An 11,876-nucleotide genomic window follows, 5' to 3' on the forward strand; every position below is an offset into this window, starting at 1 on the left:
TTGTTATTTGAAATCCCGCCCCTCGTGCGCGATTCGCCCTACATCTTATCAACAGCGGCATCGCCGATGTTATCAACTCCACGTTCTGCCAGCAGTTTGTCGAGCCAGTCCGGATCCATCTCGGGCACCGAAGACAGCAGAAGATCGGTGTAGGCATGATGCGGCGGGGTGAACATCTCGGTCTTGGGCCCCTGTTCCACCACCACGCCATCCTTCATCACCACCACCTCGTCGGCGATCGATCGCACGGTGGCGAGGTCATGGGTGATGAACATGTAGCTGAGCTGCAATTCGTCCTGAAGCCGCGCCAGCAACCGCAGGATGCCCTCGGCCACAAGCTGATCGAGCGCCGATGTCACCTCGTCACAGATAATGAACTTGGGTTCCGCCGCAAGGGCGCGGGCAATGCCGACGCGCTGTTTCTGGCCGCCGGACAGCTCGCCCGGCAGCCGGCCGGCGAATTGCGCCGGGTCGAGCTCGATATGCTCGAGCAGCTCGTTCACCCGGCGACGCTTCTCCTTGCCGCGCAGACCGAGGTAGAATTGCACCGGCCGGCCGATGATCTGGGCGATGGTCTTGCGCGGATTGAGCGCGGTATCGGCCATCTGATAGATCATCTGTACTTGGCGAAGCTGCATCTTGGAGCGTTTGCGATAGTCCGGCGGCAGCGCCTCGCCATCGAGCAGGATCTGCCCCTGACGGGGCGGCAGCAGCCCGGTGATGCAGCGCGCGGTCGTGGATTTGCCCGATCCGCTCTCGCCCACCACCGCGACGGTGCGGGCCTCGTGAATGTCGAAGCTGACGTCTTGCAGAACGTCGATCTTGCCATAGCCGGCGGTGACATTCCTGACCGAGATCACCGGCACTGCCCCCTTGGGCGCCAGCGGCTTTTCCGCATGCTGGAACTCGCGCACCGCCCAGAGGCTCTTGGTGTAATCCTCCTGCGGATGGTCGAGCATCTCGCGGGTCGTGGCCTCTTCCACCTCGTCCCCCTTGAGCAGCACCTTGATCCGATCGGCCATCTGCGCCACCACCGCCAGATCGTGGGTGATGTAGATCGCAGCGGTGTCGAAATCCTCGACGATCTTGCGGATCGCCGCCAGCACCTCGATCTGGGTGGTCACGTCGAGCGCGGTGGTCGGCTCGTCAAAGATGATGAGATCCGGCCGGCAGGACATCGCCATCGCCGTCATTGCCCGCTGCAACTGCCCGCCCGAGACCTGATGCGGATAGCGAAAGCCGATTTCCTCGGGGTTGGGCAGGCGCAGCCGGCGGTAAAGCTCGATACCGTCCTCGGCGCTCTCGCCCCGGCCCATGACGCCATGCACCACCGGTCCTTCGGTGTGCTGGTCGATCAGCCGATGCGCCGGGTTGAAGCTGGCGGCGGCGGATTGCGCCACATAGGCGATGCGTTTGCCCAGCAGGTTGCGCTTGGTATTGGCCGACGCATTGACCAGGTCGATGCCGTCGAACTCGACCGAGCCGCCGGCAATCCGCACCCCGTCGCGGGTAAAGCCCATGGCGGCCAGACCGACGGTGGATTTGCCGGCCCCGCTTTCGCCGATCAATCCCAGCACCTCGCCCTTGTCGAGCGTCAGGCTCACGCCATTGACGATCCGGCTCCAGCTTTCGTCGCTGCGGCCCTCGAGCACGAGGTCGTTGATCGTCAGCAGGCGGCTCATTCCTTCAACCCCGAGGACTTGTGCAGCATCCAGTCGACCACGAAATTCACCGCCACGGTCAGCAGCGCAATCGCCCCGGCGGCCAGCAGCGGCAGCGTCGCGGTCAGCGGCGAAAAGGCGGCGAAATTGATGAACTGCGCCAGATCGCGCACCATGGTGCCCCAATCCGCCAGCGGCGGCTGGATGCCGACGCCAAGGAACGACAGCGAGGCGATGGTCAGGAAGACAAAGCAGAAGCGCAGGCCGAACTCGGCCAGCAGCGGCGCGAGGGCGTTGGGCAGGATCTCGTCAAAGATCAGATAGCGCAGCCCCTCGCCGCGCAGCTTGGCGGCCTCGATGTAATCCATGACCACGATGTTCAGACCCACCGCGCGCGCCAGACGAAACACCCGCGTCGAATCGATCACCGCGATGATGATCACCATATAGACCGTCAGCAGCCATTTCTCCGATCCCGCCCAGGCGCTGGCGATGGTCATCAGCAGCAGCGCAAAGATCAGCGAGGGGATCGCCATCAACACATCGACGCCGCGGCTCAGCAACTGGTCGAGCCAGCCTTGCAGCGTCGCCGCCAGAAAGCCGAGGCTGCCGCCGATGAAAAAGGCCAGCAAGGTGGTGATGAAAGCGATGCCGACGGTGTTCTGCGCGCCATAGATCAGTCGCGACAGCAGATCGCGGCCGATCTGGTCGGTGCCCAGCGGAAACTCCGGGTTGCCGCCGGTGGCCGGGTTGCCGCCGGGCAGAACGTTGACGGCGTTGAACACCTCGGCCTGGCCATGCGGCGCGATCTGGCCGGCAAAGATCGCCACCACGGCATAGATCAGGATCATCAGGATGCCGAAGGCGGCGGTCAGCGGCATGTTGCGGAACATCTTGCGGCTGCCCGCCGGGCCGACATGCCGGCCCGCCAGGCGAAAGACAAAGGCCGCCAGCGCGAAGATCACAAAGCCCTGCACCGCCCAGCGAAAGAACATCACGCTGGCGCGCGGAATGCCCGCCTCGGTCGCCGTGGGCTGAAAGTAGAACCAGACGCCAAGCCCCAGAAGCAGCGCCGAAAACGCATACCCGAAGGCCACCGCCAACGGCATGTCGCGATAGCGTGGCGCATTGCCGGTGGTTGTCTGTGCGATCCGGCGGCCCAGCCAGCCCAGAGCCAGACAGGCCAGCAGCGCGCCCGAAACGTAAAGCAGAGCGGTCATTTCGGATGCCTCAGACGCGGGTTGGACAGAATCGACAGGATATCCGCCGTCAGGTTCAGCAGGATATAGGCGGCGGCAAAGATCAGGCAGCAGGCCTGCACCACCGGGATATCGCGGATTTTCACCGCATCGACGAACAGCTGGCCGATGCCGGGATAGACAAAGACCACCTCGACCACGACCACCCCGGTGATCAGATAGGCCAGGTTCAGCGCGATGACGTTGATGATCGGCGCCAGCGCATTGGGCAGCGCGTGGCGCACGATGACCCGCATCGGGCTGATGCCCTTGAGCCGCGCCATCTCGATATAGGGCGAGGCCAGCAGGTTGATGATCGCCGCCCGCGTCATCCGCATCATCTGCGCCAGCACGATCAGCGTCAGCGTCAGCGCCGGCAGCATGGTCGCCCGGAGCCGTTCGGAAAACGCCATGCCGTCATAGATGTTCGACAGCGACGGCAGCATTGGATTGAGCACCGCCAGGAACAGGATCAGCATGTAGGCCAGAAAGAACTCGGGGCTGGAGACCGAAGAGAGCGTGAAGATATTGGTGAACCGGTCGAACACCGAGCCGCGATAGAGCGCCGCCAGCACCCCCAGCGCCACCGCCACCGGCACCGCGATCGCCGCCGTCACCCCGGCCAGAAAGATCGTATTGGCAAAGCGTGGCGCGATCTGCGAAGCCACGGTCTTCATCTCGCCACCGCCGAGCGAGGACTGGAAGTTGAGCTGCGCAAAGGAGGTGCCCAGATCGCCGGTCAGGATGGCCCCCAGCCAGCCGACGTAACGCGTCACCAGGGGTTCGTCCAGCGCCAGGTCGCGCCGGATCGCCGCCACAGCCTCGGGCGTGGCGCCCTGACCCAGAATCACCTGGGCGAAATCCCCCGGAAGCGCGTTGACGGCGACGAAAATGACGATGGAAACCACAAAGAGCGTGACAAGGCCCAGAGCGAGCCGCTGAAGTACGATTTTCAAGACGCCAGGCACGTGGCAGGTCATCCCGGTATGGTGAGTGGTTGGGAAAGCCTAGCGATCCCCTCTCAAATGTAAACCGGTTTGATAAATCAGCGCTCGGCCAGATGGTCCATCGCCCGCACCAGTTCCGCCGAGATGCCCGGCTCCGACAGCGCATGGCCGGCATTGCGGATCATCCGCAGCTCGGAATTGGGCCAGCGGCGCGACAGCTCCCAGGCGCGGCGCGGCGGGCAGATCATGTCATAGCGGCCCTGCACGATGACGCCGGGGATCTGCGCGATGCGGTCCACCTGGTCGAGGATCTGGCCGTCGTAATCCAGGAAACCGCCATTGATGAAATAGTGATTCTCGAGCCGGGCAAAGGCGCGGGCATACTCCCCCGGCGTCTCGCCGCCATGGCCCGAGGAATAGACCGAGGCCAGCGCATTCTCCCAGGCCGACCAGGCCTTGGCATAACGGGTTTCCTCGGGAAGATTGCCGGAAAACAACCGCTTGTGATAGGCGGCGATCATGTCGTCCTGCTCGTCCTCGGGGATCAGGTCGGCAAAGCGCTGCCAGGTTTCGGGCCAGAACTGCCCGGCGCCGCCGCCATAGAACCAGCGGAGCTCGGCCTGGGTCATCATGAAAACGCCGCGCAGCACCAGCGCCCGCACCGCCTCCGGGTGGGTCTCGGCATAGATCAGCGCCAGGGTGGCGCCCCAGCTGCCGCCGAAGACCGTCCACCGGCCGATGCCAAGCACCTCGCGGATGCGTTCGATATCCGCCACCAGATGCCAGGTGGTGTTGTGTTCGACGCTGGCATGCGGCCGCGACCGGCCACAGCCGCGCTGATCGAAAAGCACGACACGATAGACCCGGGGGTCGAAATAGCGCCGCATCGCCGGGCTGCATCCGCCGCCCGGGCCGCCATGCAGCACCACCACCGGGAGGCCGTCGGGCCGGCCGGACTGCTCGACATAGACCTTGTGGCCATCTCCGACGTCGAGCATGCGCTGATCGAAGGGATCGATCTGCGGATAGAGATATTGCACTGCGCGCTTTTGGCCTGAGAACTTGTCCATAATCATCCTATATGAGACCGAGGGACCGAAAGACCATAGGGAGCATGCCATGCAAACCGCCCAGACCACAGTCGATCCGTCGGAAATCTCGAAATTCGAGGCGATGGCCGCCGAATGGTGGGATCCCGCCGGCAAGTTCAAGCCGCTGCACATGCTCAACCCCTGCCGGCTGGACTATATCACCAGCCAGATCGCCGGCGAGTTCTCGCGCGACCTGAGCGCGCCGCGCCCCTTCGAGGGGCTGCGCCTGCTCGACATCGGCTGCGGCGGCGGGCTGCTCTGCGAACCGATGGCGCGGCTCGGGGCCACCGTGGTCGGCGCCGATGCCGCCGCCGGCAATATCCCGGTGGCGCGGCTGCACGCCGAACAGCAGGGGCTCGAGATCGACTACCGGCATGTCACCGCCGAGGCGATGGTGGAGCAGGGCGAACAATTCGACGTGGTGCTCAACATGGAGGTGGTGGAACATGTCGCCGATCCGCCGGCCTATCTCACCGCCTGCCAGCGCCTGCTGAAACCCGGCGGCATGCAGATCTGTTCGACCATCAACCGCAACCCCAAGAGCTTTGCCATGGCCATCCTCGGCGCCGAATGGGTGATGCGCTGGCTGCCCAGGGGCACCCATGAATGGTCGAAATTCATCACCCCCGAAGAGCTGTTCGAACTGCTCAAGCAATCCGGCATGAACCCGGTCGACCGCAAGGGCTTCGTCTTCAACCCGGTCACCTGGGGCTGGTCGATCTCGTCGCGCGACCTGAGCGTGAACTATGTCACCACCAGCCTGAAACCGGCCTGATACCCCCGCCCTGTCCTCTTGCTTCAAATACCGCGGGGAGCGCGAGGGGCTGGCCCCTCGCTCCGCCACCGGCCCAAGGGCGCCCGCTCAGCCTTCGTCTTCCAGCTTCAGCCGCAGGTCGCGCAGGATCGGCAGCGCCGCCCGGACCCGCTCCTGCCCCAGTTCGCCCACCAGATCGGTGATCAGCGGCGTGATCGCATCCAGCGCCGCATCCCGCGCCTGCACCCCGGCCGGCGAGATCGTCACCAGCTTCGACCGGGCGTCGTCCCAATCGGGCCGGATATGGATGAACCCGGCCGCCTCGAGCTTGCTCAGCGTGTTGGTCATCGCCCCCCGGGTCACGTGAAACGACCGGGCAAGCTGCGCCGGCGTCCGCTCCTGCTTGAAGCGCGCCAGGTGGTTGAGCACCGAAAAATGCGACAATTCCATGCCTTTGGGCAGCATCCGGCTGAGCCGGTTGCGCAACATCTGATCGGCGGTGAACAGCTCCGAGAACAGCGCCACCGCGAGGCCATTGGCAGTCTGATCGGCCATCAGGGTCCTGTGAAGTCACGGTCATGGGTGAGCGAGGGCACCCGCTCGCGGGCTTTGTCCACCGCTTCCCGGCTCAGGTCAACCCAAAGCACCTCCGGCGCCTCGCCGGCCTCGGCCAGGATCTCACCCCAGGGCGCCACTGCCATGGAATGCCCATATGTTGTGCGCTGCTTGCCACGCACCGCATCATGCGTGCCGCATTGCGCCGCCGCCAGCACCCAGGCCCCGCTCTCGATCGCCCGGGCGCGCAGCAGCGGTTGCCAATGGGCGGCGCCAGTGACCGGCGAAAAGGCCGATGGCACCAGCAGCACCTCGGCCCCGGCATGGGCCAGCGCGCGGTAAAGCTGCGGGAACCGCAGATCGTAGCAGATGCTCAGGCCGAGGGTGGCAAAGGGCGTCTCGGCCACCACCGCCGCGGTGCCGGGGCGGAAGCCCGCGCTTTCGCGATAGGTCTCGGTCTCGCTGACCTGCACGTCGAACATGTGGATCTTGTCATACCGCGCGACGATGTCGCCCGCCGGTCCGATCAGGAAGGAGCGGTTGGCGAAACGCCCGTCGGCCGCGCCGGTTTTCAACGCCAGCGACCCGATCGAGAGCCAGATCCCCCGCCGCGCCGCCAGATCGCGCAATCCGGCGAGCGTGATGTCGTCTTTCTCCTGTTGCAGCACCGCCTGCTGCCGGGACCGGCTGGCCGAGACGCAATTCGTCACCTCGGGCGTCAGAACGAACCCCGCGCCCTCGGTCACCGCGGCGTCGATCCGCGCCGCCGTGATGGCGAGGTTTTCCGCCGGATCGTCGGTGGACGACAGTTGCAGCAGCGCGCTGCGCATCAGGCGGCGTCGAGCAGCGGGTCGAGCTTGCCGGAGCGTTCCAGCGCAAACAGGTCGTCACAGCCGCCGACATGGGTTTCGCCCACGAAGATCTGCGGCACGGTACGGCCGCCATTGGCGCGCTGGATCATCTCGGGCTTGCGGTCGGGGTTTTGCAGCACGTCGATCTCGTCATAGGCAACACCCTTCTGGTCCAGCAGCCGTTTGGCGGCGTGACAGAAGCCGCAGAGCGGCGAGGTGTAGATTTCAATCCGGGGCATTCTGGCTTTCCTTTGCTGTTGCCCCTTACCTAGTCCTCCCGCACCGCTCTTGCCAGTACACCGGCGCATATCGGCCCGGCGCCCGCCGCACGCAGCGCCGCGCCACAGGCCGAGAGCGTCGCGCCGGTGGTCAGAACATCGTCGATCAGCAGCACCGGGCGGTGCGCCGCCACCCGATGCCGCCGTCCGGGGTGCAGCCGGATCGCGCCCGCCAGCACGGCGCGCCGCTCCTCCCCCGTCATCCGGCCAAGACTGCGGGTGCGCCGCACCCGTTGCAGCAGATCGGGGCAGTAGGACAGACCCAGCTCGCCCGCCAGCGCCCTGGCCAGCCGCGCGGATTGATTGTAACGGCGTGACATCAGCCGCAGCCAGTGCAGCGGCACCGGCGCCACCAGCATCTGCGGCAGGATCAGCGGCCGCAGCACGCGGGCCAGCCAGAGCGCGCCGATGCGGGCGATGTCATTGCGGTCATTGTGTTTCATCCCCAACACCAGCCGCCGGCCATTATCATGATAGAGCAGCGCCGCGCGGGCCCGGTCCCAGCCGCGCGGATAGGCCAGACAGGCATCGCAGTGGGCGATCTCGTCGGGGTTGCTGCCCGGCAGGGGCGTGCCGCAGCCGTCACAGACCAGCCCGCCCAGAAACGGCGTGTCGCGCCAGCAGGCCCCGCAGAGACCGAAATCGCTTTCGACCATCTCGCGGCAGATCAGACATTGCGGCGGATAGATCATCCGCAGAGCGGTTTGAACAATCTCTCCCATGGCTCTATCTACCCCACATGCAGCCACGCCTCACCGATACCGCGGCCCTCGCCCGCAACCGTCAGCGCGCCCGTCAGGAGGCGCTGTTCCTGTTTCAGACCGCGCGCGACGACCTTCAGGATCGGCTGACATTGGTTAACAGAACCTTTACGGCGCCGGCGATCGTCACCGGCCAGCCGCAGATCTGGCGGGGCACGCTGCCCGGGGCGCGGCTGGTGGCCGACAGCGACACTCTGGCACTTGATCAGCAGGCGCATGACCTGATCCTGCACAGCCACACGCTGCACTGGGCCGAAGACCCGGTCGGCCAGTTGATCCAATGCCGCCGCGCACTTCGGCCCGATGGCTTCTTTCTTGCCTCGCTGTTCGGCGGCCGCACCCTGCAAGAGCTGCGCGCCTGCCTTGCCACCGCCGAGGCCGAGGTCACCGGAGGGTTGTCGCCGCGCATCGCGCCGATGGCCGAGATCCGCGACATGGGCGGGCTGTTGCAGCGCGCGGGCTTTGCCCTGCCGGTGGCCGATGCCTTTGCGCTCACTGTGACCTATGCCTCGGCGCTGCACCTGATGCGCGATCTGCGGGCGATGGGCGAGGCCAATGCGCTGGACGCGCGCCTGCGCCATCCGACCCGCCGCGCGGTGCTGCTCCGCGCCGCCGAGATCTATGGCGAGGCCCATGCCGATGCCGGCGGCCGTATCCCCGCCACTTTCGAAATCATCGTGCTCACCGGCTGGGCGCCCGACGAGAGCCAGCCGCAGCCGCTGCGGCCGGGATCGGCCAAGGCGCGGCTGGCTGACGCATTGGCAACCCGTGAAACCAAGCTGAATGATTGACGGCGGGGGGACAGTCGTTATCTGTCTCCCGATCCTATGCCAGCGGAGACCCTGATGCGCGACACCAGCCAGCCCGGAGCCACCTGCCCGGCCCATGCCCCGAAAGACCACCCCGCGATACCGGCGCAGAAAGTGGGCATCCTTCTGGCCAACCTCGGCACGCCGGACGGCACCGATTACTGGTCGATGCGCCGCTATCTGGGCGAATTCCTGTCAGACAAGCGGGTGATCGACTATCCGGCGTGGAAATGGCAGCCGCTGTTGCAGCTCATCATCCTGAGCAAGCGGCCTTTCACCTCGGGCGCGGCTTATCGCACGATCTGGAACACCGAGGCCGACGAAAGCCCGCTGATGACGATCACCAAGGCCCAGACCGCCGCGATCCGCGAGACCCTGACCGACCAGTACGGCGACCGGGTGATGGTCGAATTCTGCATGCGCTACGGCAACCCCTCGACCCGGTCCAAGGTGCGCGAGATGGTCGCCGCCGGCTGCACCAAGATCGTGTTTTTCCCGCTTTATCCGCAATATGCCGGGGCCACTTCGGCCACCGCCAACGATCAGTTCTTTCGGGCGCTGATGCAGGAGAAATGGCAACCCACGGCGCGCATCGTCGATCCTTATTTCGAACATCCCGCCTATATCGACGCCCTGGCGCAATCGGTCGAGCGGCGCTACGCCGATCTCGAGACGCGGCCGGATATCCTGGTGTGTTCCTACCACGGGGTGCCCAAGCGCTATCTGATGGAAGGCGACCCCTACCACTGCCAATGCCAGAAGACGACGCGCCTGCTGAAGGAACGGTTGGGCTGGGCGGATACCGAGATCACCACCACCTTTCAGTCGCAGTTCGGCCCCGAGGACTGGCTCCGGCCTTACACGGTGGACGAGGTGGCGCGGCTGGCCCGCGAGGACGGCAAAAAGAACATCGCGGTGATCGCGCCGGCATTTTCCGCCGATTGCATCGAGACGCTGGAAGAGATCAACGAAGAGATCCGCGAGAGCTTTGAAGAAGCCGGCGGCGCGCGCTTTACCTATGTGCCCTGCCTGAACGACGATCCGGCGCATATCGCGGCGCTGAGCACGGTGATCCGCGAGAACCTCGGCGGCTGGCTCGACTGACCGGGCGGCCGGCGCCGAACCGGCCCGATGCAGAATAGAAAAAGCGGCGCCCGAGGACGCCGCTTTCTCTTTTTTCGATCAGGTCGTGCTTAGTCAGCCGAAGCGACAGCAACAACCAGGGCAAGCAGGATCAGCGGAACCAGGATACCGGCCGACGTGGATGCTTGCGTGGTTTCTTCAACGATCACCGGTGCTTCGATGATGACGTCGTCTTTTGCATACGAACCGGCGAATGCGGTCGAAGCTGCTGCGGACAGGGCCGCTGCGAGTGCGAGTTTCTTCATATCATATCCTCCAGATATTCACTTACCGCTCTTTAACCATACTGGTTGCGGCAAGCACCCAAGACTTACCTCGTGGTTTTTTTCTAAGCAGCTTATCTGGGGGATTGCAAACTCATCTTTGTTGTGGGCTCTCGCAGAGCGCCGATTTGTCGTCAAATTAGCAACACTTGTGTGCCCACTTTGGCCCGGCTGAAAAGTTCCGCAATGTGCTGATTATAAAGGCCAATACAGCCGTTCGACGAGCGACGGCCGATCTTGCGCGTGTCATGTGTGCCGTGGATACGGTAGTAGGTCCAACTCAGATAGAGCGCATGGGTTCCAAGCGGATTGTCAGGCCCCGGACCGACGTAATCCGGCCACTCGGGATTGCGCTTTTTCATCGACGGCGTGGGGCGCCATTCCGGCCCCTCGACCTTGCGGATCACCGAGGTGCGGCCGCGTCGCGTCAGATCTTCGGTCAGCGGCACCGAGGTGGGATAAAGCCGGTAGGTCTCGCCGTTCTGCGACCAGTAGTGCAGCGCCCGGCTGGTGATGTCGACGAGGATCGCGCCGTTGGAGAGCGAATTGAAATAGGGCCGCCAGTCGAGCGATCGAAAGCTCGAGATATTGCGCCGCACCGCCGAGGAGATATCCTGCTCGATCTCGATGCTGCCCTGGGTCTGCGCCAGTGCGGGCGCGCCGATCAGTGCGGCGGATCCGGCCACGAAGGCGCGGCGATTTAATTGAGTCGCTGAAGTCTTGGTCATAATCCCGTTCCTCGCAAACGCCGTCATGATCACGACAATTTTAGTGCGCGAAAGCCTCAGTCGCAAATCAAACCGCCGTCAGCGCGCGGATCGCCGCCGAGGTGGGTTTGAAAGGCCACTGCTTTCCGGATAAGTCGGACAAAACGAATTTCGGGTGGATCCAGTCATGAAACGTTTCGCAGTCCTGCTTCTGCCTCTGGTCTTTCTGGTTGCGGCCTGCACCACGACGCCCTCGGGCCCGCCGCAGCTTGGCCCCGACGGCAAGCCGCTGCCCAAGGTCTATCGCCTCGGCGCCGGCGACGAAGGCCGGGTGCAGTTCCGCATGCTCGACGCGGTCAACGCTCTGCGCGAAGCGCGCGGGCTGGCAAACGTGCAGCTCAACGCCCAGCTCAACGCCGCCGCCGCCACCCATGCGCGCGACATGTCAGTGCAGAACCGGCCCTGGCACTTCGGCTCTGACGGCTCTTCGCCGATCGACCGGGTGGCGCGGGTCGGCTATCGCGGCCGGATGCTGGGCGAGGCGATCTCGGAAACCTATGAGACCGAGCTGGAAACCCTGGCCGCCTGGATGGAAGAGCCGGGCACGCGCGACGTGATCCTCGCGCCCGATGCCCGCGACATGGGCTTTGCCTACTTCCAGGAATCCAACGGCAAGATCTGGTGGACCATGGTTCTGGGTGCCCCCGGCGCGCCGGGCTATCGGCCAGATGCCGCGATCGCCACCGGCCCGGCCGGCCTGCAACCGATCGAGGATATCGCCGCCGCCGCGATCAACCTGTCCGAAGACGGCTCCTGAA

14 protein-coding genes are annotated in these 11,876 nt (G+C 64.9%); 4 read left to right on the plus strand and 10 right to left on the minus strand.

From position 1 onward, the window contains the following. Positions 1–38: 38 nt before the first annotated feature. From AC0J5K_RS16850 to pip, 4 genes are all read right to left on the minus strand, one after another. The gene (locus tag AC0J5K_RS16850; protein ID WP_074836475.1) at positions 39–1,682 is read right to left on the minus strand and encodes an ABC transporter ATP-binding protein; all 1,644 of its coding nucleotides are present in this window, start codon (positions 1,680–1,682) and stop codon (positions 39–41) included. Continuing rightward, entirely contained in the window at positions 1,679–2,881 is a 1,203-nt protein-coding gene (locus AC0J5K_RS16855) for an ABC transporter permease (RefSeq protein ID WP_170850533.1), read from the minus strand. Before AC0J5K_RS16855 ends, AC0J5K_RS16850 begins: the two co-directional genes overlap by 4 nt. Then, positions 2,878–3,867: an ABC transporter permease gene (locus AC0J5K_RS16860; protein ID WP_139211315.1), complete on the minus strand. Its 990-nt coding sequence runs from the start codon at positions 3,865–3,867 to the stop codon at positions 2,878–2,880. Before AC0J5K_RS16860 ends, AC0J5K_RS16855 begins: the two co-directional genes overlap by 4 nt. 77 nt (positions 3,868–3,944) lie before the next feature. Further along, positions 3,945–4,916: a prolyl aminopeptidase gene (gene pip, locus AC0J5K_RS16865; RefSeq protein ID WP_048533503.1), complete on the minus strand. Its 972-nt coding sequence runs from the start codon at positions 4,914–4,916 to the stop codon at positions 3,945–3,947. Between the two features lie 49 nt (positions 4,917–4,965). On the opposite strand from pip, the gene ubiG reads away from it, so the two are divergent. Beyond that, positions 4,966–5,712, plus strand: coding sequence for a bifunctional 2-polyprenyl-6-hydroxyphenol methylase/3-demethylubiquinol 3-O-methyltransferase UbiG (ubiG, locus tag AC0J5K_RS16870; protein ID WP_274561855.1), 747 nt, complete (start codon positions 4,966–4,968; stop codon positions 5,710–5,712). 87 nt (positions 5,713–5,799) lie between these two features. Here ubiG and AC0J5K_RS16875 read toward each other — a convergent pair whose 3' ends face one another. The 4 genes from AC0J5K_RS16875 to AC0J5K_RS16890 are packed head-to-tail and all read right to left on the minus strand — an operon-like array spanning position 5,800 to position 8,097. Beyond that, complete coding sequence (locus AC0J5K_RS16875; protein ID WP_048533505.1) at positions 5,800–6,246, minus strand: MarR family winged helix-turn-helix transcriptional regulator; 447 nt, start codon at positions 6,244–6,246, stop codon at positions 5,800–5,802. Continuing rightward, entirely contained in the window at positions 6,246–7,076 is an 831-nt protein-coding gene (locus AC0J5K_RS16880; protein ID WP_274561858.1) for a carbon-nitrogen hydrolase family protein, read from the minus strand. Before AC0J5K_RS16880 ends, AC0J5K_RS16875 begins: the two co-directional genes overlap by 1 nt. Beyond that, positions 7,076–7,336, minus strand: a complete 261-nt coding sequence (grxC, locus tag AC0J5K_RS16885) for a glutaredoxin 3 (protein WP_048533507.1) — start codon at positions 7,334–7,336, stop codon at positions 7,076–7,078. The genes AC0J5K_RS16880 and grxC overlap by 1 nt, the downstream gene beginning before the upstream one ends. A gap of 29 nt (positions 7,337–7,365) precedes the next feature. Further along, positions 7,366–8,097, minus strand: a complete 732-nt coding sequence (locus AC0J5K_RS16890) for a ComF family protein (protein WP_074836479.1) — start codon at positions 8,095–8,097, stop codon at positions 7,366–7,368. Positions 8,098–8,114: 17 nt separating this feature from the next. Here AC0J5K_RS16890 and AC0J5K_RS16895 point away from each other — a divergent pair, with 17 nt between their 5' ends. Both AC0J5K_RS16895 and hemH read left to right on the plus strand, forming a co-directional pair. Further along, the gene (locus AC0J5K_RS16895; RefSeq protein ID WP_274561862.1) at positions 8,115–8,927 is read left to right on the plus strand and encodes a methyltransferase domain-containing protein; all 813 of its coding nucleotides are present in this window, start codon (positions 8,115–8,117) and stop codon (positions 8,925–8,927) included. A gap of 54 nt (positions 8,928–8,981) precedes the next feature. Next, positions 8,982–10,049: a ferrochelatase gene (gene hemH, locus AC0J5K_RS16900; RefSeq protein ID WP_048533510.1), complete on the plus strand. Its 1,068-nt coding sequence runs from the start codon at positions 8,982–8,984 to the stop codon at positions 10,047–10,049. A gap of 89 nt (positions 10,050–10,138) precedes the next feature. On the opposite strand, the gene AC0J5K_RS16905 is transcribed toward hemH, so the two are convergent. Next, positions 10,139–10,333 (minus strand): hypothetical protein, encoded by a 195-nt coding sequence (locus tag AC0J5K_RS16905; protein WP_048533511.1) that lies wholly within the window; start codon positions 10,331–10,333, stop codon positions 10,139–10,141. Positions 10,334–10,485: 152 nt separating this feature from the next. Next, positions 10,486–11,079, minus strand: a complete 594-nt coding sequence (locus tag AC0J5K_RS16910; RefSeq protein WP_048533512.1) for a L,D-transpeptidase — start codon at positions 11,077–11,079, stop codon at positions 10,486–10,488. A 166-nt stretch (positions 11,080–11,245) separates the two neighbouring features. Here AC0J5K_RS16910 and dalA point away from each other — a divergent pair, with 166 nt between their 5' ends. Next, on the plus strand, positions 11,246–11,875 hold the full coding sequence (gene dalA / locus AC0J5K_RS16915; protein WP_083416013.1) for a divisome-associated lipoprotein DalA: 630 nt from the start codon (positions 11,246–11,248) through the stop codon (positions 11,873–11,875). Position 11,876 lies beyond the last annotated feature (1 nt).

Source organism: Marinovum sp. E3 (assembly GCF_055755275.1).